The following is a 20,293-nucleotide window of genomic DNA, read 5'->3' as shown; positions in this document are numbered from 1 at the left end:
CCGGCACCGAACCCCCCGACGGAGAATACGACCCACCAGCCGCAACACCCCCACCCGAGGACCACACCGACGACGACCCCGCCGCAGCAGAACCACCGCCCATGGTCGGTGTACTGCTGTAGTTCGCGCTCGACAGCCCGCTGCTGCCGGTGCCGCTGTCGCCGCCGGAGGGTGACGGAGGAGGCTGCTGTGCCGGAGCCGGCTGCCGGAACTCCGGCAGTTGGCCGACCAGGGTGTCGGTCTTGCCCTGGTACTGCCGCATCACCTGCTCGGCGTGCTCGTTGGTGGCCTGGAACCGCTCCTGGCGCTCCTCGTAGTCGCTCATCGCATCACCGAGAAGCGGAACATTGTCGATGCCGTAGTCCTCGACCCAGCCCTTCTCGGGTGGGTCGATCTGGGCCGGGCGGCCGTCGGGCAGCGTCTCACCCTTGGCGGGAAGCGCGCGGAAGGCTTCGTGCTGGTATCCGGCCTGCTGATTGATCGCGTCCCGGACACCCTCGGCGGTCGCCTTGCACGCCTCGATGTGCGGGACCATCTCGCGCACCGAGGCCTGCGCGGCCTCGGCGGCCTTGCCCCGATGCGCTGCCTCGGCCTTGCCGATGGCCTTCTCGATCCTGCCGCCGATCTCACCGAGCACCGTGGCGGCGTTGTTCCACTGCTCGGCACCGGTGGTCGACGAAGGCGGCGGGAGCTCGGTGGCGTCGACACTGCCTGCCATCGCCTGCCGGTACATTCTCGCACCGCTGGCGTAGCACACCTCGGTCATGATCAAACCCCCATCATCACTGCGCCGGCGGCAACGTCGGCACGACCGCTTCCAGCACTTTGCGGGATAGTTGACAAGGTTTCGTTGCTGGTCGCTCGCTGGCAGGAACAGAAACCTGACTCAACAGGATCTGACTTTTCTGCGTCGCTAGGTATACATCACAGTATCCGGTGTTTACAGGATTGCCTTTGTTTGCTCGCACAGCGGGATGGCTTGCCACTGTGATCTTCCTGAAGTCAGACCAAGTGTCTGGACTAGCGTAGTAATCTGCGATCTTACGCTTCAAGACACTGACCATGACTTTGGTTCCTGATCCTTGTGGATCTTTCCAGACACAGAACGGTGGTCCGTCAGAAAGAATTGCTTCATTTTTCTTGCCCTGGTCCTTGAAACCCAGCGACTTGGCTGCTTCGGAGGGCAGGAGGTCGCAGAGCGGGACGGCGGCGGCATCCTTCGGATCAGTGATCGAGACACCGGACGGTGCCTGTGGTGTCGGGCCGGTTGTTGTCGGCCGGTTCTCCGGCTGGGCCTGCGAGCCGCCGGAGCAGGCGGTCAGTGTTCCGAGCAGCACCGCGCTGGCGGCGGCCACCGCCGCACGAGTTGGTTTACGCACTCTTGCGCCTCCTGGGTTCCCGGGCCTCACGCGCGGGCATCGCCCGGCAGCCGGTTCGGCAGGGCCTCGCCGTCGCGCCGCTGGTACTCGGCGATCGTGGCCTCGTAGGCCGCGATCTTCTCATTGAGCCTGTCTCGAAGATTTGAGGTTGCTTCAGTTAACGAACCGTCCTCGCCGACGGCCCTGGCCTCGATCCGCTCGCGGGCGAGCTGGGTGGTCCGATCATCGGCGACCAGCTCACCGGGCTTGATACCGCGCATAGCCTCCATTGCAAGCTGGTCGATCCTGTCCCGCTCGTCCTTGAGCTCCGCCACGGCGGCACGCAGAGCCGGGACGTCCACCTCGAAGCCGTCACCCGGTTGTGTCATCGATCCGTTCCCTCCCGGAAAGCCGTGATCGATCCGCATCCTGCCGGATCGATCACGGCCCTGTCAGCGAAACGACCGCATCCGCAGTGTGACGGCGCACACACCCGGTCGGGCGGCGATGGAGCGGCGGGTCGGTGCAGGCAGTCCGCAAACCGGCGGCCCGAACGGCTGCACTTCGGCCGGTGAACGAGCGCCGGGGTGGGTCGATGTCGCGCGACATCGACCCACCGGACGTCGGATCAGCGGTGGGCGCGGTTGATGGCCGAGACCACGGCGCGCAGCGAGGCCGTGACCGTCGAGGTGTCGATCCCGGCACCCCACAGCACGTCCGTCCCGGCCGACGGGCTGCCGTCCACGGCGCACTCCAGGTAGGCCGCGGCGCGGGCGTCGTCACCGGCCGTCATCGCGTGCTCGTGGTAGTCCATGATCCGGACCTGGTAACCGACGGTGCTCAGCGCGTCGACGAACGCGGCGATCGGGCCGTTGCCCGTACCGTTGATCTCGTGCTGCGTGCCGTCGACGAGGACCGTCGCCTCGATCGACTCGTTGCCCGCCTCGCCGGACAGCCGCTGCCGCAGCAGCTCCACCGGTGTCCGGCTGTCGAGGTACTCCCCGGAGAACACGTTCCACATCTCGTCGGGGTCGACCTCCCCGCCGTCGGAGTCCGTGTGCTCCTGCACCAGCTTGGAGAACTCGATCTGCAGCTTGCGCGGCAGGTCGAGCTGGTGCTCGGTCTTCATCACGTAGGCCACGCCGCCCTTGCCGGACTGCGAGTTCACCCGGATCACGGCCTCGTAGGTGCGGCCGACGTCCTTCGGGTCGATCGGCAGGTACGGCACCTCCCACGGGTGCTCGTCCACCTCGGCCCCGGCGCGTTCGGCGTCGCGCCGGTGCGCCTCCAGCCCCTTGTTGATCGCGTCCTGGTGGCTGCCGGAGAACGCGGTGTAGACGAGCTCACCGCCCCACGGTTGCCGCTCGGGGACCGGCAGCTGGTTGCAGTACTCGACGGTGCGCTTGATGTAGTCGATGTCGGAGAAGTCGATCTGCGGGTCCACGCCCTGGCTGAACAGGTTCATGCCCAGCGCGACCAGGTCGACGTTGCCGGTGCGCTCACCGTTGCCGAACAGGCATCCCTCGATGCGGTCGGCGCCCGCCTGGTAGCCGAGTTCGGCGGCGGCGATGCCGGTGCCGCGGTCGTTGTGCGGGTGCAGCGAGAGGATCACCGAGTCGCGGCGCGCCAGGTTCCGGTGCATCCACTCGATGGAGTCGGCGTAGACGTTCGGAGTGGCCATCTCGACGGTGGCGGGCAGGTTCAGCACGACCGGCCGCTCCGGCGTGGGCTGCCAGATCTCGGTGACGGCGTCGCACACCTCGGCGGCGTAGGACAGCTCCGTCCCGGTGTAGGACTCGGGTGAGTACTGGAACCGGAAATCGGTGTCCGGGTACTTCGCCGCGTACTCCAGGGCCAGTTCCGCACCCTGGACGGCGATCTTCTTGATGCCCTCGCGCTCCTCGCCGAACACCACACGGCGCTGCAGGATCGACGTGGAGTTGTAGAGATGCACGATGGCCGAGTGCGCGCCCTCCAGCGAGGCGAAAGTGCGCTCGATCAGCTCGGGTCGGCACGGCGTGAGCACCTGGATGCGCACGTCGGAGGGGATCGCCTCGTCCTCGATGATCTCGCGGACGAAGTCGTAGTCGGTTTGGCTGGCGGCCGGGAAACCGACCTCGATCTCCTTGAAGCCCATGGCCACCAGCAGATCGAACATGCGGCGCTTGCGAGCCGGCGACATCGGATCGATCAGTGCCTGGTTGCCGTCGCGCAGATCGACCGCGCACCACAGCGGCGCCCTGGTGATCCGCTGGTCCGGCCAGGTGCGGCTGGGCAGCGAGACGTTCTCGACCAGTTCGTGGAACGGGCGGTAGCGGTGGACGGGCATCGCGCTGCCCTGTTGCGGATTCCAGGGTTGCTGATCGGCGGGCGCGGGGCGGGCGGGTTTGCGGATATTGCCCGTGAACGGGGCCTGCGGATCGAAAGAGGTGGTCATGCGGATGAAACTCCTGCTGTGATGGGTCGGAAAACGTCACGACCGGCGCGTTCGAACCCCGCGACGAGGGGCCGGTCTAACAGACCCCGTCGCGGCGGCGAAGCAGGAGGAGGGCGCGTGCCACGACCCCAGGCTAGCGCTACGGTCCGTACTCGACGCAACCACACTGTCCGCATACTGGACGCGGTGTGAGCGAAGGTACTGGTCACGGCGGGCGCGAAGCGAGTGCCGCGGGTTGCTCACCGGCTGCATTTGCTGAAATCCTTTGCTACCCGACAGTAGTTTTCCGGGGTGGTGACGTGCCACACTTCTCGGTATGTCCGAGGACACGGGGAGATCGGCGAGAACCGGGCACACGAGTGAGCAACAGGCAGTCGACAGAAGCACGCATGACGAGCACAGCAGTGAGCAGGAACCTGTGACGGGACGTCGCAGGCGCAAGTCGTCGTACGACTTCGCCAGGGCCCGTGCCCGTGCCGTGGAAGTGATCACGACCGTGGTGCGCTGGGTGGGCACTCTCGCGGCGGTGATCCTGACGGCGCACGTCGTGCTCACCGTGGGTGGTGCGAATCCGGACAACGGGATCACCCGTTTCGTGGCGGGCTGGGCGGATCCGCTGGCGCTGGGCTTTCAGAACCTCTTCCCGCAGCCCGGCGACCCCAAGCTCGACGTGCTGGTCAACTACGGTCTCGCGGCGCTCTTCTGGCTGGTTGTCACCTCCTTGGCGGTCAAGATCATCCGCACGCTCGGTTGATCGCGAGCCCGTTTGCACACCGCGTGTTCGCGGGTACCACGCTGGCATGACCAGTACTCTTGTCCGCCCGCGCCACGAAGCGATGATCGCGGGTGTGTGCGCGGGCCTCGCCAACCGCTTCGGGCTGAGTGTGGGGCTGGTCCGGCTCGCCTTCGTGCTCTCGCTGGTGCTGCCGGGACCCCAGATCCTGCTCTACCTGGGACTGTGGATCCTGATGCCGAAGTCGGGACGGTAGAGCCGTGAGGTCGCACTCCCGGTGCCCTCCGGTCGTCGATTACGCGTAGCGGGTGACCTCGTCGAGGGCTTCGTTGAGCGCTTCGGCCGCTTCCCAGACGTCGACGTAGCGCAGCCACGAGGGCGCGAAACCGAGTCGGAGGATGTCCGGCTCGAGGAAGTCGAGGAGTACCCCGCGGGCGAACATGGATTGCGCGAGGTACCGGGCGTGCCGGTGGCGCAGGGACAGCTGGGTGCCTCGTCTGCTTCCCCGCGAAGGACCGAGCACGTCCACCCCGGTGTCGGGACTGCGGTTCACTCGTGCCAGGAACAACGTGATCAGCCCCGAGGTCTTGGCCTCCAGTGTCGAGGTGGAGACGCCTTCCAGCGCGGCCAGGCCTTCGTGAAATCCGGAGATCGACTGCATCGGCGAGGCCGCGACGTCCATGGCCGGTGGATCGAGCACGTCCGCGCCGCCGGATCCGTCCCTGTTCGGGAGCGCGCGGTGCACATCGGCGTGGTGCCGCCGCGCCACGAAGGAGTACGCCGGAGCGGTATGCCCTCCGCCCAGGTATTTGTCCCCGCACCCGATGGCGAAGTCGGCCTCCCACGCATGCAGGTCCACGTGCAAGGCCCCTGCCGAGTGGCTCAGCTCCCACAGCGCGAGTGCGCCCGCCCGGTGGATCTCGGCGGTGATCGCCGCCGAGTCCCGGACGGTGCCCGAGACCGTGTCCGTGTGCGACAGAGCCACCACGGCGACCCTGGCGTCGAGCTTGTCCGGCAGGTCCCGCAAGCGCTCCAGCAGGACGAGGTCACGGCCGGTGAAGTCGGCCACCGAGCGAGCGAGGTAGCGGTCGGTCGAAAAGCAGTCCTGTCCCAGCAGCAGGACCGGCCGGTCGGAGCGGAGGTCGGCGGCCGTGAGCAGTGCCCGGAACAGGCTCATCGAGGTGGAGTCGGTGAGGCCGATCTCGGCGGGATCGGCCCCCACGAGCGGTGCGAGGCGCTCGGTGGCCTGCTGCATCTCGAGATACCGGTCGTGGTCCGGGCGAGCCGGGCCCGGAGGGGCGAACCGAGGGTGCTCGGCGGACGTGGGTGGCCGCGCCGGTGCCACCCGGGACAGTGGTCCCACGCTGTTGCCGTCGAGACGGATCACGTCGGGGTGCAGGTCGTACCGCTCGCGCAGGCTCGCCAGCACGTCCTGCTGATCGAGCGCTGCCGCGGCCACTCTCGTCGTCGTTTTCATCCGCACGGGTGAACTACTATCGCATTACGCCACGGTAAGTAACGATATTGCGAGAGAATGCCACTTGGTCCGTGGGGAGGCCGACTCCGGCCGGAGCACTCAGAAGGTCGGCGATCCCCAGGAACCGCTGAACACGATCTCGGACAGTGACTTCCGCTTGGTCCGTGGGGAGGCCGACTCCGGCCGGAGCACTCAGAAGGTCGGCGATCCCCAGGAACCGCTGAACACGATCTCGGACAGTGACTTCCGCAGGCGGGGAGCCGATTCCTTCTCCTGCAGCTTCTCCGGCAGGTTCTCGATCGGACCCTGCCCCCCGACGGCGATCGCCACCAGCGGTTCGAACCCGTCCGGTACGGCGAACGCGGTGCGGGCGGCTTCCCGGTCGAATCCGGCCATCTGGTGTGCCACGAGTCCCTCCGAAACCGCCTGCAACACCAGGTTCTCGCTGGCCAGTCCGAGCCCGTATTCGCCGTAGGGCATCGTTTCGCCCTCGTCGTTGACCAGTTGTGCCACGCCGATGGCCAGCGCCGCGGCGTTCGCGGCCCAGCCGTGGTTGCCGCGGGAGAGCGTTTCGTGGATACGCGTGAACGTCTCGTCACCGCGCCGTCCGGCGATGTAGCGGGCCGGCTGGGTGTTGCCCCAGGACGGTGCCCATCGTGCGGCCTCGAACAGCGCGGTGAACTGCTTGTCGGTCAGTTCCACGTCCGGGTCCAGACCGCGCGGGCTCCAGCGCTCGGCCAGCAACGGGTGCAGCGGGACCGATGTATCGGCGGGCTTCACAAGGCCTCCTCGGATTATTGTGACCTGCGTAGCTGATCCGGTGTGTCGTTATCCTTTCATCCATCGGCACGAGCGATCACTTCGAGCAGGATGACCACCTCCGGTGCCTCGGATGGATGCCTTGCAAGGCAGAGTCTCTCGCCGCGTACCGACATGCTCAACAGAGGCCCGACGCAGCGAGGCGACGCCGGAGGTTCCGCCACCCGCACTGCTGCCCGAGCCGGTCCGTGCACCCGCTACATCGCGTACGGCCAGGCGGTGAGTGAGTAGGCGCCGAACCAGGTGCCGAAGCACACCAGGAGCGCGGTCGTGGCCACGGCTGTCGTGGTGCGCCTGTTCGACAGTCCGAGCGCGACCGGCAACAGCAGCGGGAAGGCGGGCAGCATCAGCCGAACTTTCGAGTACATCAGGCCGTCGGAGCCCAGATCCAGCACGAGCACCAGCAACGCGAACAGCACCAGCGGCCAGGGCAGCCGGTGACGTACGCACAGCACCATCAGCACCACCGCGGCCAGCACGATCCACACGGTGAACGTTTCGAGCACCGACTTGTCCGTCGACAGCGTTTCGAGCGCGAATCGCAGGGTGGTCAGACCGCCGTCGAAGGCCGAGGACCAGCCCCGCTGTTGCAGTTCGAAATACCCGTTGAGGTCGCCGGTCCGGGCTGCCACCCAGCCGAGGTAGGCCAGCATCCCGGACGGTGCGAGCAGCATCGCCAGCCACGGCAGCGGGCTGCGTCGGGCCTCGCGCCGCCGAACGACGGCGATGAGGGCAGCCAGCCCGACCACGGCGATCAGGGCGGCGGCCGTGGGGCGCACGAGTCCGGCTGCCGCGCAGCACAGGCCCGCAAGCAGCCATCTCCGTTCGAGCACGCCGACCAGCGCCCACACGGACAGCGCACAGAACACTGCCTCGGTGTAGGGCATCAGCAGTACGACCGACATGGGGGCGGCGGCGAACAGCGCCACGAACAGCAGTCCGGTTCCGTGCGAACCGCTGATTCGGCGCCCCAGCCGAGCCAGCCCGTACGCGCAGATCACGCCTGCCACGAGCGTCGCGGTGATGGCCGCGCCGGGTGGGCCGAGCCCTGGAATCACGGTGAACAGGCGGATGAGCAGCGGGTATCCGGGAAAGAAGGCCAGTGGGGTCTCCGAGGACCGGTTGCCGAAGCCGTCGACCATGCTCGGGTCGACGCCGTCGTAGCCGTTCGTGGCGATCTCCAGGTACCACTGGGCATCCCAGGAGTACAGGTTTCCGGACACCGACTGGTCGTTGGCCGCCGACAGCAAGGTGAGCACCACCAGTCCGAAAGACCGGACCGAGAGATACACCACAGCCGGCGCCAGGAAGAGCAGGATTTCGTGATGGTGCGCCGGCGACGAACGGATCCGCCGCAGCGACCCGCGCGCACCCTGCTTCCGGTGCGCAGCACCCGTATCCTGAACGTCGGGGCGCATCGGACCGGTCGCTCCGGGGATGGTGGACAACCTGCTCCCTTTCCGCTGCGGACAACCTGCTCGGCGGTGTCGACAACCCGGCATCGCAGGTTAGCCGCCCCGAATGGGGATGGGTCAGGGCGGTGACGATTCGGTACCCTGGTCTGGCAGCGGAGCGACTTGGTAGAGGGCACCTCAAGTGGGCAACTGTTGGAGGACGTGCACGGGAGGAGACTCGTGGATGCTCCTCGGGAGCAGTCGCTTCGGTCGTGATCGGGCGGGTGTTCGTACCCGCCGCGGGAGCGAATCGACGCTGCCCTTCCGCCGGTCGTGGAGCCGCCGATGCGGTGCCGGAATGCAGGCGTTGATCGAGTCGGTGGCTTCATCTCTCCCGGCAGTCAGCGCGGGGCACTCGCGCCCGGGACGTCCGCACGGCTCGAGGAGGTTTGTTACACGTGGCGCTCGTCGTCCAGAAGTACGGCGGTTCCTCTCTCGAGAGTGCTGATCGAATCAAACGAGTCGCCGAACGCATCGTCGAGACTCGCAAGGCAGGCAACGACGTGGTCGTCGTGTGCTCCGCCATGGGAGACACCACCGACGAGCTGCTCGACCTCGCCCAGCAAGTGAATCCGGCTCCTCCGGAGCGCGAACTCGACATGCTGCTGACCGCCGGTGAGCGCATCTCCAACGCCCTGGTGGCGATGGCGATCGAGTCGCTCGGTGCGCAGGCGCGCTCGTTCTCCGGCTCGCAGGCCGGTGTGATCACCACCTCGGCACATCAGAACGCCCGGATCATCGACGTCACCCCCGGCCGGGTGCAGGAGGCACTCGACGAGGGACAGGTCGTCATGGTCGCCGGCTTCCAAGGAGTAAGCCAGGACAACAAGGACATCACCACGCTCGGCCGTGGTGGCTCGGACACCACGGCCGTGGCGGTGGCTGCCGCGATGAACGCCGATGTGTGCGAGATCTACACCGACGTCGACGGTGTGTACACGGCGGATCCGCGAATCGCCCCGGATGCCAGGCATCTCGACCGCGTCACCTACGAGGAGATGCTGGAACTGGCGGCCACCGGCGCGAAGGTGTTGCACCTGCGGGCGGTGGAGTACGCCCGCCGCTACGGCGTGCCGTTGCATGTCCGCTCTTCCTACTCACCCAAGTCCGGAACCATCGTGTCCGGCTCAGTGGAGGACCTTCCCGTGGAACAGGCGATGATCACCGGCGTGGCCCACGACCGGTCGGAAGCAAAGGTCACCGTGCGCGGTGTGCCGGACGAGCCCGGCGTCGCGGGAAAGATCTTCCGCGCGGTCGCCGACGCCGAGATCGACATCGACATGGTGCTGCAGAACGTGTCCAGCACCGATTCGGGGCGTACCGACGTCACCTTCACCGTTTCCAGGAGCCATGGCGCCGAGGCGGTCGCCGAACTGGAGAAGATCTCCGAGGAGGTCGGCTTCGAACGGGTCGTCTACGACGACCACGTCGGCAAGGTCTCGCTGGTCGGCGCAGGCATGCGCTCGCATCCGGGGGTGACGGCGACGTTCTGTGAGGCGTTGTTCGATGCCGGGGTCAACATCGAGATCATCAACACCTCCGAAATCCGTATCTCCGTGCTGGTTCGCGACACCCAGCTGGAGGACGCCGTCAGTGCACTGCACGCCGCCTTCGAACTCGGTGGCGATGAGCAGGCCGTTGTCTACGCAGGGAGTGGTCGCTGATGCCGGGGCCGACCGTGGCCATTGTCGGTGCCACCGGAGCCGTTGGCTCGGTGATGATCGACATTCTGAACAGCAGGGAGAACGTGCCCTGGGGTGAGATCCGCCTGATCGCCTCGGCCCGCTCGGCGGGCAAGAAGATCACCGTGCGCGGCGTCGAGCACACCGTGGTGGAGCTGTCGCCGGAGGCCTTCGACGGGGTCGACATCGCGATGTTCGACGTGCCCGACGAGCTCTCCGCGCAGTGGGCCCCGGTCGCGGTCGAGCGCGGCGCGATCGCGGTGGACAATTCCGGTGCGTTCCGGATGGATCCCGAGGTGCCGTTGGTGGTGCCCGAGGTCAATGCCGACCGGGTGCACGAACGTCCGAAGGGCATCATCGCCAATCCGAACTGCACCACCCTGTCGATGATGACGGCACTCGGAGCCCTGCATCGCGAGTTCGGTCTGCGCGAGCTGGTGGTGTCGTCGTACCAGGCGGCTTCCGGTTCGGGGCAGGAAGGCATCGACCGGCTCCAGGAGGAGATCGCCGCCGTCGCGGGCAAGCAGGTCGGGGAGCGCGCGGGTGATGTCGCCGAGGCGCTCGCTGCCGCCGGCCTGCTGGCCGAGCAGACCCCGTTCAAGGCGCCGCTGGCGATGAACGTGGTGCCCTGGTGCGGCTCCCGCAAGGACGACGGCTGGACCTCCGAGGAGCTCAAGGTCCGCAACGAGTCCCGCAAGATCCTCGGCATCCCGGAGCTGAAGGTCTCGGCGACCTGCGTGCGGGTTCCGGTGGTCACGACGCACTCGCTGGCCGTGCACGCGGTGTTCGAGCGGGAGATCTCCGTCGAGCAGGCCCATCGCCTCTTCGAGGCGGCCCCGTCGATCGTGCTGCAGGACGACCCCGCGGGCGAGGTCTTCCCGACTCCGGCCGGTGTTGTCGGCGCGGACCCGACCTATGTGGGCCGGGTGCGGCAGGCGCTGGACTTCCCGAACACGCTGGAGTTCTTCGTCTGCGGCGACAACCTGCGCAAGGGGGCGGCGCTGAACACCTACGAGATCGCCGAGACGCTCGTGCAGGACTGAACTTTCCGCGAAGGGGTGCTTGCCTTCGGAGGGCAAGCCCCTTCACTTGCACCGAACGGACGTTCGTGGCGCAGGGCACTGGGAAATCGGGCGTGGTCCGGGCATACTGCACTCATGACGGTGATTCCCGATGATCAGCGCCCGCTCTCGGAGGTGGTGGCCGAACTTCCCTCTTCCGAGGGGCGTATCGACGTGACCCACAACGGTGAGCCGGTGGCCACCGTGGTTTCGACCGAATATCTGGAGTCCCTGGAGGAGACGCTGGCCGTCGCCTCGGATCCTGAACTTGTGACAGCCATTGCCGAGGGGACAGCCGAGCTGGACCGTGGCGAAACGGTTCCTCTGGACGAGGTTATGGCCGAGTTCGGGGTCGAACGGCGGTGATCCGGCGCTACGAGGTCGTGCTGACAAAGCGTGCCCGGAAAGATCCGAGTTCGGCTCCGGAGAAGATCGCGCACGCCTGATGCCTGTTTTCCTCGGCGCCCATCCGCACTGCGGGTGGGCGCCGAGTCTTTTTCGTGCTCGGGCCTTGCCAGCACTGCTAATGGTGCTAGTATCACTATCACCATGTTGATGACGTTGGACCTGAACGATCCGCGAGCCCTGCACGTGCAGGTCGCCGACGCGATCCGCCGCGCGGTCGCGTCCGGCGAGATGGGGCCGGGGGATCGACTGCCTCCGGCCAAGGAGATCGCCGGAGCGCTGGAGGTCAACGTGAACACCGTGCTGCGGGCACTGCGCGAACTGCGCGACGAGCAGCTGCTGGAGTTCCGCCGGGGGCGTGGCGTGTCCGTGCGGGCGCGTCCCGACATGCGCGGCGCATTGCAGGGCAGGGTGCGGGAGCTGCTGGACGAGGCCCGGAGGTACGGCTACCGGCCCGAGGACGTCATCGAGCTGATCAAGGAGTCGTCATGACCTTCCGGACGCGGTTCTTCCTGTTCGCCGGCCTGTGGACGACTCTGGTGACAGGGTTTCTGGCGGGGCTTCCCCTGGCGCTGCGGGAACGGTTGCCCGCACCGATCGCAGTCCACTGGGGGGTCTCCGGCGAGCCCGACAATGCGATGCCCCTGTGGGGACTGATCCTGCTGAGCGTGGCCCTGTGGCTGCTGCTCGCCGGGGCGGCGGTGGCCGCGGTGCGTGGCGGAGTGCGGCAGCGGCAGCGGCGAGCATGGCTGGGTGCCTCCCTGGTCTGGGGTGGGGTGTTCGTCGCCTGCCTGATGCTGCTGACCGTGTGGGCCAATCTCGATGCCGGTTCCTGGTCGCAGGCGCGGTCGGTGACGTGGCAGGCGGCCCCGCTCATCGCGACGCCGTTGCTTGCGGGCTGGCTCGGCTGGTTGCTGGCGCGGCGGGGACCGGACGAGAGTTCCGAGAGCGACCGCCCTGCTCCGACGTTGCGGCTTCGCCCCGATGAGAAGGCAGTGTGGGTGTCCTCGTCGGGAACGGGCACAGGTCTCGTGTCGGCGGCCCTGGCGTGCCTGTCGGTGGCCGTGGTCGTGGCCGTGCTGATGGGACTGGGGATGGTCTCTTCGTGGGCCACCCTGCTCGTCTTCGCGCTGGTCGGCCTGGTTTGCCTGGCCGTGTCCACGGTGCGCGTGCGGATCACCGAGCAGGGACTGAGCATCGCCTTCGGCCCGCTGGGTCGGCCGGTCCGACGGATTCCGCTGCACAAGATCGACAGTGCCCGGATGGAGACCCGGCGGCCCTCCGAGGTCGGTGGTTGGGGCATTCGGGGGTTGCCCGGTCGCTCGACGATCATGATCCGCGCCGGTGAATGCCTCGTGGTGCGCTACACCTCCGGCGGCGAGCTCGGTATCAGCGTGGACGACGCCGAGCGGGGTGCCGCCCTGCTCAACACCCTGGTCGGTCGCACCCGTACCACCGAGCCGCAGGAGAACGCATGATCCGCCGGGACGCCGACGTGGTCGTGTTCTTCGCCGCCGCGCTCGGCAATGCGGTTCCGGTAGTCGAAAACGTGTGCGGGGAAGGCTCTCATGGAGTACGTCACGTGTCCGGCCTCCCGGCCAGATAGGTTGGAGGTATGACTGCAGGTGCAAGCGAGGCGGTCGTACTCGGTATCGACCTGGGAACCACGGCGACGAAGGTGGTGGCCGCGACTCGTGAGGGTGCGGTACTGCACTGGACGGAACGCGACAACGAGCTGCGTACCGACGAGCCGAGCGAGGCCGTGCAGGATGCCGAGGCCGTGCGCGACGCGGCGATCGCGGCGGTGACCGAGTGCGTCTCGTGGGCACGGGACAACGGGTGCCGTGTCGAGGCTCTGTCGTTCAGTGCCGCCATGCACACCCTGCTGGGGTTGGATTCGACCGGCAAACCCGCGACCCCCGCCTTCAACTGGGCCGACACCCGCGCGGCCGATGTGGCCCGGCACCTGCGCAGCGACGGGGACACGGCGGCGAGATTGCACCGCACGACCGGAACACCGGTGCACACGCAGTCGGTGATGGTCAAGCTGGCCTGGCTGACGTCCGAACGCGCGGACCTCGCGCACGACGTCGTCTCCTGGTGCGCGCTCAAGGATTTCGTGGTCGGTGCCTTCGTGGGTGAGTTCGTCACCGAGCACTCGATGGCATCGGGCAGCGGCCTGCAGGACATGCAGCGCCTGGAGTGGTGCGACGAGGCGTTGCAGGTGGCGGGCGTTCGTGCCGATCAGCTTCCCGGCATCAGGGCACCGACCGACATCCTGCCGTTGACCGGCCGGGCGGCTGCGACCACGGGTCTGCCCGAGGGACTGCCGGTGGTGCTCGGTGGCGGAGACGGGCCGCTCGGCAATCTGGGCGTGGGAGCGGTCAAACCGGGTGTGGCCGGCTTGTCCCTGGGGACCAGTGGTGCGCTGCGCGTGGTTTCCGAACAGCCGAGTATCGACAAGCGCTGCCGGACCTTCAGCTATGCGCTCGGTGACGGTCTCTGGGTCATCGGTGGTGCGGTGAGCAATGGTGCCGTGGTCGGGCAGTGGGCGGCCGAGACGTTCGGCATGGATCTGTCGACGCTGCTGGACGAGGCGCTGCAGGTGGCACCGGGCGCTGACGGTCTGCTCGCGCTCCCGTACCTGCTCGGGGAGCGTGCCCCGTGGTGGGAGCCCGGGCTGACGGCCTCGCTGATCGGTTTGCGCAAGTTCCACGGCCGGGCCGAGATCACCCGGGCCATCGTGGAGGGTGTGGCTCAGCAGCTCGCGCTCGTGCGGGACGCGGTGCAGGACACGGGTGCGCAGGTGCATGCGGTGCGCGCCACCGGTGGAGGCTTCCGCAGTCGCGTGTGGTCCGAGGTCGTTGCCGCAGCGCTGGACATCGATCTGGAGCTCGCCGAGGACAGGAACGGTTCCGGTCTCGGTGCGGTCCTGCTGGGCTGGCGTGCTCTGGGCGAAATGGACTCGCTCGGTGATGCCGCTTCCCTGGTGCAGCCCAGCCGTACCGTGTCGCCGGACCATGCTGCCGCCCGGCTGATGGCGCAGCGACGTCCCCGAATCGAACAGGTACACGAGGCCCTGCGTGATCTGGAGTAGGTCGCCACTCGTGCGGGTGTTGTGCCGGGTTCCGGTGCGAGTGGCTCATGCCGGAGCCGCCGAGGAACCGTAGTGTCCTCCCCGCGGGTGGATTTCTCGCGTTTTCTTGACTGGTTCCAGATTATGCGTGGCATACTGGTTCTCGCTATGGCACCCAGCACGACTTCCGACAGCACCAGCCTGCGCCAGGGCGAACCGAGCTTCCCCGACCCGGGCGGGCAACTGCGTGATGTCGGGCTTCGAGCCACCCGACCACGGATCGCCGTGCTCAGGTGGCTGTGGGACAACCCGCACTCGACCGCCGAGGCGGTGGCCGGTGCGGTACGGGACGAGCTCGGCTCGGTGTCCACGCAGGCCATCTACGACGTGCTGCACGCGTGCACCGCCGCAGGGCTGCTGCGCCGAATCGAGCCGGCCGGGCACCCGGCTCGTTTCGAGACTCGTATCGACGACAACCATCATCATCTGGTGTGCCGGGCATGCGGACGGGCCGAGGACGTGGACTGCGTCCACGGCACCGCTCCGTGCCTGGCCCCCTCGTCCACAGCGGGCTACGTCGTGGACGAGGCGGAGGTCGTTTTCTGGGGCCTGTGCCCAGATTGCCGGTCCGCCCACACCCAGGACCGGAGCCACCATCACGAGGAGGGACGATCGTGAGTTCGCCACGACCCACGACCACGAACGCCGGTATCCCGGTCGCCAGCGATGATCACTCGCTGACCGCCGGGAGCAACGGGCCGATCCTGCTGCAGGATCACTACCTGATCGAGAAGAACGCGCAGTTCAACCGTGAGCGCGTGCCCGAACGCGTCGTGCACGCCAAGGGTGGCGGCGCTTTCGGCTTCTTCGAGGTCACCGAGGACGTCAGCCAGTACACCAAGGCCGCGGTGTTCCAGCCGGGCGCCAAGACCGAGACCCTCATCCGGTTCTCCTCGGTCGCGGGCGAGCTGGGGTCCCCCGACACCTGGCGCGACCCGCGCGGCACGGCGATCAAGTTCTACACCTCCGAGGGCAACTACGACCTCGTGGGCAACAACACCCCGGTGTTCTTCATCCGCGACGCGATCAAGTTCCCGGACTTCATCCACTCGCAGAAGCGCCGCGCCGACAACCACCTGCGCGACAACGACATGCAGTGGGACTTCTGGTCGCTGACTCCCGAGTCGGCGCACCAGGTGACCTGGTTGATGGGTGACCGCGGTATCCCCAAGACCTGGCGCCACATGAACCTCTACGGTTCGCACACCTTCATGTGGACCAACGCCGCCGGCGAGAAGTTCTGGGTGAAGTACCACTTCAAGACCGACCAGGGCCACGACTACCTGCCGCAGGACGAGGCCGACCGGCTGGCCGGTGCCGACGGTGACTACTACATCCGCGACCTGTGGAACACCATCAAGGGCGGCGAGCACCCGAGCTGGACGCTCTACGTGCAGGTCATGCCGTTCACCGACGCCGCGGACTACCGGTTCAACCCGTTCGACCTGACCAAGGTGTGGCCGCACGCCGACTACCCGCTGATCAAGGTCGGCCGGTTCGTGCTCAACCGCAACCCGGAGAACTACTTCGCGCAGATCGAGCAGGCCGCGTTCGAGCCCGCCAACATGCCCCCCGGCATCGGTGCCTCGCCGGACAAGATGCTGCAGGGCCGCCTGTTCGCCTACCCGGACGCGCACCGCTACCGGATCGGCGCGAACTACATGGACCTGCCGGTCAACCGTCCGATCAACGAGGTGAACTCGTACTCCAAGGACGGGCAGATGCGCTACAGCTTCGGCGGGCAGGACCCGGTGTACGCGCCGAACTCCAAGGGCGGCCCGCACGCCGACCGTGCGAAGTCCGGTGAGGACGACGCGGCCACCGGCATCGAGCAGGAGGTCATCCGCTCGGCCTACCAGCTGCACTCCGAGGACGACGACTTCGGGCAGCCGGGCACGCTGGTGCGCGAGGTGTTCGACGACGCCGAGCGCGCCCGGTTCGTCGACAACGTCGCCGGACACCTGCTCGGCGGCGTGCAGCAGCCGGTGCTGGACCGCGCGCTGGACTACTGGCGCAACGTCGACAAGGACACCGGCGACAAGATCGCCGAGAAGGTCAAGGGCAGCGGTAACTGACGACGGTCTTGTTCGGGCTGAGGTCCGTCCGGAACGGATCCGGCCCGAAGCCGCCGACCGCGGCTTCCACCACACCGCCGGGCCTGGGAACGTGCTTCCCGGGCCCGGCGGTTTTTCGCCGGAGTCGGGTGGTTTTCGCGCGAACCGTCCTCAGCCCGCGGTGTCGCGCACCGACGTGTCCGCGATGAGGCGCTCGCAGCTGCGCAGTACCGTCCGCGCCGCTTCCCGGTGCACGTGGTCCCGCATCGGGTCCATCGCCAGAGTTCGCCATTGGAGCAGGGCGTCGCTGGCCCGGTTGGACAATTCGGACTCCGGGGCGTCCGGCCGCCGGCCGAGTCGGATGTGCCGCTGATTGCCGAACGCCCCCAGCAGCCGTTCCGCCGCCTCCCGCTCATGCGGTGGCAGACGCACCTGTCCGGAACGCAGCGCCGACAGCAGGCGCAGCTCGTCCCATTCGTGCGCATTCGCCAGCAGCCGCTCGAACTCCCCCCGCAACTGGCGTCCACCGGAACGTGGATTGGCCCGAAGCACCATCTCCACGGCCATCAGCACGGACCGCGCCCGCAGGGCCTCCTGGCGTTCGACGAACTGCTGATGTAAGGATTCCTGCAGGTCGTTGAGGCGGCTGTCGGCCAGCAGCGCCGAGCGGAGTTTCTTGAGATCTCCCGCGCCCCGGGTGATCAGCGTGACCGCGTGCTCGACACCGAAGCGGCCGAACCGCTGGAGCAGGTCCTGGCGGGTGGTGGTGGACACGGTCTCCGGTGTTGTGCTGTTGACGAATCGGTCTGCGGACAGCAGCAGGTTCTCGAACTCCGCCGAGGACAGGCGTGCCAGGGCGGCCAGCGCATCGAAATCGTCCGCGTCGAGTGTCGCCGCGGCCTGGCCGAGCAGACCGATCACCGGCAGCACGTATTGCGCGAAGGACCGTACTCGTGGCTCGTTCCGATACAGTTCCGCGACCCTGTCCGCCGAGGGCATGGCATCACTGCCGCCGCTGCCGACCTCGTCGGCGCGGGAGAACGCGAGAATCGTGTTGATCGGTGCGCGGCGGGCGACCTCGAGTTCGTGTGCCGACTGCAGGAACTGTATGTCGGTCTGGTGCGGATGCCGCGTGAGGTAGAGCATGGCATCGGCTTCGGACAGGATCTGCGCCAGTGCCGAGCGGCCGGTTTCCTTCACCGCCGAGGAGGACACTCCGGGCGTTTCGATCAGCGTGATGGCCTGCAGTCCCGGTGACGGGGAGTCGATCACCAGCCGAGAGATCTCGTCGGGCCGCCAGCGCTGCAGGTCCCGGATCGTGCCGGGGTCCAGTGTGGTGACGGGGACGTTCTGCGCCGCACCGTGCGGGGTGTAGGCGGTGATTCTCGGCTCCGGCCCGTACTGGTAGACGGTGTTGACCTGGGTGCGCTCCTCGGCATCGGTCGGGGCGAGTTCCGCGCCCACCAGCGCGTTGATGAGCGTCGACTTGCCCGACTTGACCCGCCCGGTGACGGCGATCCGCAGCGGTGCCTCGATCCGCTCGAGACGCTCGCGCAGCCAGCTTGCCGTTCTGGGATCGTCCCGGTAGAAGGTCATCGTCCGGATCAGCAGGGCACGAGCCTGCTGGAGCAGACCGGCGGGCGCCTCGGCGGTGCTGGTGGAGGCGGTCATGCGGCGGCGATGCGGTTCGAGGCCAGCATGGCGGCACGCTTGCGTAGAACGGTCAGTTCCTCCAGCTTCCGCTTGATCTCCCGCGCGCGTTCGTCACGGTCGACGGCACTGCGCTCGGCTTCCCGCTTGATGTCCTGAATGGTTCGGCTGACCTGGGCCTGGGCCTGCTCGGTGACTCGGTTGCAGTGGTCGTACAACTGCTGGTGCAGGTTCCGAATGGTATCCCGGCCTTCCTTGTTCACCTGGAACGTTACGTGGTCCACGTAGCGGTGGACGGCCGCGCGTGCCTCGGCCTGCCTGCGCTTGAGCCGCGAGTCCTTTTCCTCGTTGAGGCTCTTGGTGCCCAGCAGCAAGCCGGCCGAGATCGACACGACGTTCATCAGGGGAAGACCGGCCATGCTGGTGATCAGCCCGAACATGAGCACGCCGGCGTAGGAGCCCCGCAGCCCGGTCAGGATCTGGTCCTTGCGGGGGTAGTTCGCGTTCTTCGGCGGGGTCGGCTCCGGCACGCGGTCCAGCGGGTCGGGTGCTTGGATCCGTTCCACGTTGGGCAGTGTCCGGATGTGCTCGCGCAGAAGCTCGTCACAGACCTGCTCGGTGAGTCGCTCGCGGCGCTCGTCCAGCCATCCGAAGGTGTCGGCGATGGATTCGGAGAGACTGGTCGACAGCCACTCGGCGAACTCCTCCCACGTCGTGTTCGGGTCCGCCTCGTCGAAGATCTCGCCGACCTGGTGCTGAATCGTCCAGCTGCGTTCCCGGAAGTCGTGCTCGATGTCGGAATACAGCTCCTGGATGCCCTCGGACAGCGTTTTCTGCCACCGGCCGACGGCCCGCTTGAGGTCCTCGGCCCGGCGCTGGGCGCTTTCCAGCTCGAGCAGTGTCTCGGTGGCGGTGCGGGGGTTCTGGTTGCTGAGTTCCTCCCGCAGAGCCGTCATGAGCTGATCGACGACGTCGGTGATGTTGTGGGACACCAGCTTGCGCGTGAATTCCTCGTGCTTGCCCGCCAGCTCGTTGCGCAGGTAGTCCAGCAGCGGGGGGAAGCCGGACTCGGTGTTGAGGTCGGGATCCTTGGCGCTGGTCGCGCGGACCCGGATCTTCGCCGAGACCGGAAAGATCTTGGCCGAGATGCCTGCGTTCGACAGGTGCTTGCGGTTGAGCTCGACGACCTGCCGCCACTGCGGGACGATGTCGGTTTTGGGCTGCACGAGCGCCACGTTCGGGCACAGCGCGGTGGCCTGGCGCAGGAAGCTGATCTCGTTGGTGGTCAGTTCCTGTGTGGCGTCGGAGACCATGAGCAGCGCGTCGGCTTCGGCCACCACTGCCTGTGTGGTGGCGGTCAGTGAGGCGGAGACGCTGCCGACTCCGGGCGTGTCCATGAGCACCAGGCCGTTTTTGAGGATCGCCCGCGGCAGGCTGATTTCGGTGCGGGTGACGGGACGGCCGTGGGAGACGGCTTGGTCGAGCTCGTTGTGGACCCGTTCGATGGGGACCGGCAGCCGGTCGAGCGCGGCGGGATCGGGGGAGGGTTCCTGCTGGACGAGCTGCGCGGAGGGCTCCTCGGAGTAGCGCACGATCGTCGGCACGGCCGTGGTGGTCTCCTCACCGGCACTGCAGACCGCCGCGTTGACCACGGAGTTGACGAGCTCGCTCTTGCCCTGCTTCGGCTCACCGACCACCAGGACGAGCTGGGCGGGATCCAGAACCCGGTTGCGGATCTGCCGCATCCGGTGGTGGAGATCGGGGCGCTGCTGCCCGACACACTCGGCCGTTGTCCGGTCGATCAGTTCCACGAGAGCCGTTTCGATCACAGTCCGATTGTGACGGTCCCGCTCTCGGGGGAAAACCCGGATGGGTGAAAGCTCGCAGTGCATGCCCGGTTCGTCGGATTTTCCGGTACTGCGAGTACGGGCGGTGACACAGACATCGGGCCGGGTCCGTCGAGGGGAGAACGGACCCGGCCCGATAGTGCACCTACCGGAAGGTGATCACTCGATTCGGTCGTTGCG

Annotated in this window: 18 protein-coding genes and 1 pseudogene; 10 read left to right on the top strand and 9 right to left on the bottom strand. The window is 67.5% G+C overall.

The annotated features are described in order from the left end of the window. The 4 genes and pseudogenes from DFQ14_RS17450 to leuA all read right to left on the bottom strand — a co-directional run. Positions 1–766, bottom strand: a pseudogene (locus DFQ14_RS17450) (hypothetical protein); the annotation flags it as partial. A gap of 16 nt (positions 767–782) precedes the next feature. Continuing rightward, positions 783–1,379, bottom strand: coding sequence for a DUF3558 domain-containing protein (locus DFQ14_RS17445; protein WP_158546716.1), 597 nt, complete (start codon positions 1,377–1,379; stop codon positions 783–785). A gap of 26 nt (positions 1,380–1,405) precedes the next feature. Next, a complete protein-coding gene (locus DFQ14_RS17440) occupies positions 1,406–1,747 on the bottom strand; it encodes a hypothetical protein (RefSeq protein WP_141921410.1) in 342 nt (113 codons plus the stop codon). 239 nt (positions 1,748–1,986) lie between these two features. Further along, positions 1,987–3,795, bottom strand: a complete 1,809-nt coding sequence (gene leuA, locus DFQ14_RS17435; RefSeq protein ID WP_114454365.1) for a 2-isopropylmalate synthase — start codon at positions 3,793–3,795, stop codon at positions 1,987–1,989. Between the two features lie 316 nt (positions 3,796–4,111). On the opposite strand from leuA, the gene DFQ14_RS17430 reads away from it, so the two are divergent. Beyond that, entirely contained in the window at positions 4,112–4,549 is a 438-nt protein-coding gene (locus DFQ14_RS17430) for a hypothetical protein (protein ID WP_246195843.1), read from the top strand. 46 nt (positions 4,550–4,595) lie between these two features. Then, complete coding sequence (locus DFQ14_RS17425) at positions 4,596–4,784, top strand: PspC domain-containing protein (RefSeq protein WP_114454363.1); 189 nt, start codon at positions 4,596–4,598, stop codon at positions 4,782–4,784. Between the two features lie 39 nt (positions 4,785–4,823). On the opposite strand, the gene DFQ14_RS17420 is transcribed toward DFQ14_RS17425, so the two are convergent. The 3 genes from DFQ14_RS17420 to DFQ14_RS17410 form a co-directional block, all read right to left on the bottom strand. Then, positions 4,824–6,005: an aminotransferase class V-fold PLP-dependent enzyme gene (locus DFQ14_RS17420; RefSeq protein ID WP_114454362.1), complete on the bottom strand. Its 1,182-nt coding sequence runs from the start codon at positions 6,003–6,005 to the stop codon at positions 4,824–4,826. A 192-nt stretch (positions 6,006–6,197) separates the two neighbouring features. Then, positions 6,198–6,785 carry a nitroreductase family protein gene (locus DFQ14_RS17415; protein WP_114454361.1) on the bottom strand — a complete coding sequence of 196 codons (588 nt, stop codon included), beginning with the start codon at positions 6,783–6,785 and terminating at the stop codon, positions 6,198–6,200. A 236-nt stretch (positions 6,786–7,021) separates the two neighbouring features. After that, the gene (locus DFQ14_RS17410) at positions 7,022–8,272 is read right to left on the bottom strand and encodes a glycosyltransferase family protein (protein WP_158546715.1); all 1,251 of its coding nucleotides are present in this window, start codon (positions 8,270–8,272) and stop codon (positions 7,022–7,024) included. A gap of 404 nt (positions 8,273–8,676) precedes the next feature. Here DFQ14_RS17410 and DFQ14_RS17405 point away from each other — a divergent pair, with 404 nt between their 5' ends. The 8 genes from DFQ14_RS17405 to DFQ14_RS17370 all read left to right on the top strand — a co-directional run bounded on the left by DFQ14_RS17405 (position 8,677) and on the right by DFQ14_RS17370 (position 16,637). Then, positions 8,677–9,942 carry an aspartate kinase gene (locus DFQ14_RS17405; RefSeq protein WP_114454359.1) on the top strand — a complete coding sequence of 422 codons (1,266 nt, stop codon included), beginning with the start codon at positions 8,677–8,679 and terminating at the stop codon, positions 9,940–9,942. Then, positions 9,942–11,003 carry an aspartate-semialdehyde dehydrogenase gene (locus DFQ14_RS17400; RefSeq protein WP_114454358.1) on the top strand — a complete coding sequence of 354 codons (1,062 nt, stop codon included), beginning with the start codon at positions 9,942–9,944 and terminating at the stop codon, positions 11,001–11,003. Before DFQ14_RS17405 ends, DFQ14_RS17400 begins: the two co-directional genes overlap by 1 nt. A 114-nt stretch (positions 11,004–11,117) precedes the next feature. Then, entirely contained in the window at positions 11,118–11,387 is a 270-nt protein-coding gene (locus tag DFQ14_RS17395) for a type II toxin-antitoxin system Phd/YefM family antitoxin (RefSeq protein WP_114454357.1), read from the top strand. Positions 11,388–11,570: 183 nt separating this feature from the next. Further along, complete coding sequence (locus DFQ14_RS17390; protein ID WP_179951604.1) at positions 11,571–11,918, top strand: GntR family transcriptional regulator; 348 nt, start codon at positions 11,571–11,573, stop codon at positions 11,916–11,918. Further along, positions 11,915–12,904 carry a DUF1648 domain-containing protein gene (locus tag DFQ14_RS17385; protein WP_114454356.1) on the top strand — a complete coding sequence of 330 codons (990 nt, stop codon included), beginning with the start codon at positions 11,915–11,917 and terminating at the stop codon, positions 12,902–12,904. The genes DFQ14_RS17390 and DFQ14_RS17385 overlap by 4 nt, the downstream gene beginning before the upstream one ends. 137 nt (positions 12,905–13,041) lie before the next feature. After that, positions 13,042–14,523, top strand: coding sequence for a gluconokinase (locus DFQ14_RS17380; protein ID WP_114454355.1), 1,482 nt, complete (start codon positions 13,042–13,044; stop codon positions 14,521–14,523). Positions 14,524–14,670: 147 nt separating this feature from the next. After that, positions 14,671–15,180: a transcriptional repressor gene (locus DFQ14_RS17375; RefSeq protein WP_114454354.1), complete on the top strand. Its 510-nt coding sequence runs from the start codon at positions 14,671–14,673 to the stop codon at positions 15,178–15,180. Next, the gene (locus DFQ14_RS17370) at positions 15,177–16,637 is read left to right on the top strand and encodes a catalase (RefSeq protein ID WP_114454353.1); all 1,461 of its coding nucleotides are present in this window, start codon (positions 15,177–15,179) and stop codon (positions 16,635–16,637) included. Before DFQ14_RS17375 ends, DFQ14_RS17370 begins: the two co-directional genes overlap by 4 nt. A 150-nt stretch (positions 16,638–16,787) precedes the next feature. Here the strand turns inward: DFQ14_RS17370 and DFQ14_RS17365 are convergent, their stop codons facing one another. Both DFQ14_RS17365 and DFQ14_RS17360 read right to left on the bottom strand, forming a co-directional pair. Continuing rightward, positions 16,788–18,287, bottom strand: a complete 1,500-nt coding sequence (locus tag DFQ14_RS17365; RefSeq protein WP_114454352.1) for a dynamin family protein — start codon at positions 18,285–18,287, stop codon at positions 16,788–16,790. Beyond that, entirely contained in the window at positions 18,284–20,095 is a 1,812-nt protein-coding gene (locus DFQ14_RS17360; protein ID WP_114454351.1) for a dynamin family protein, read from the bottom strand. The genes DFQ14_RS17365 and DFQ14_RS17360 overlap by 4 nt, the downstream gene beginning before the upstream one ends. Positions 20,096–20,293: the final 198 nt, after the last annotated feature.

This window comes from Halopolyspora algeriensis, from assembly GCF_003337235.1.
Classification (GTDB): domain Bacteria; phylum Actinomycetota; class Actinomycetes; order Mycobacteriales; family Pseudonocardiaceae; genus Haloactinomyces; species Haloactinomyces algeriensis.
Note: the sequence above shows the minus strand (reverse complement) of the source record. Positions and strands in the feature narration are given on the sequence as shown.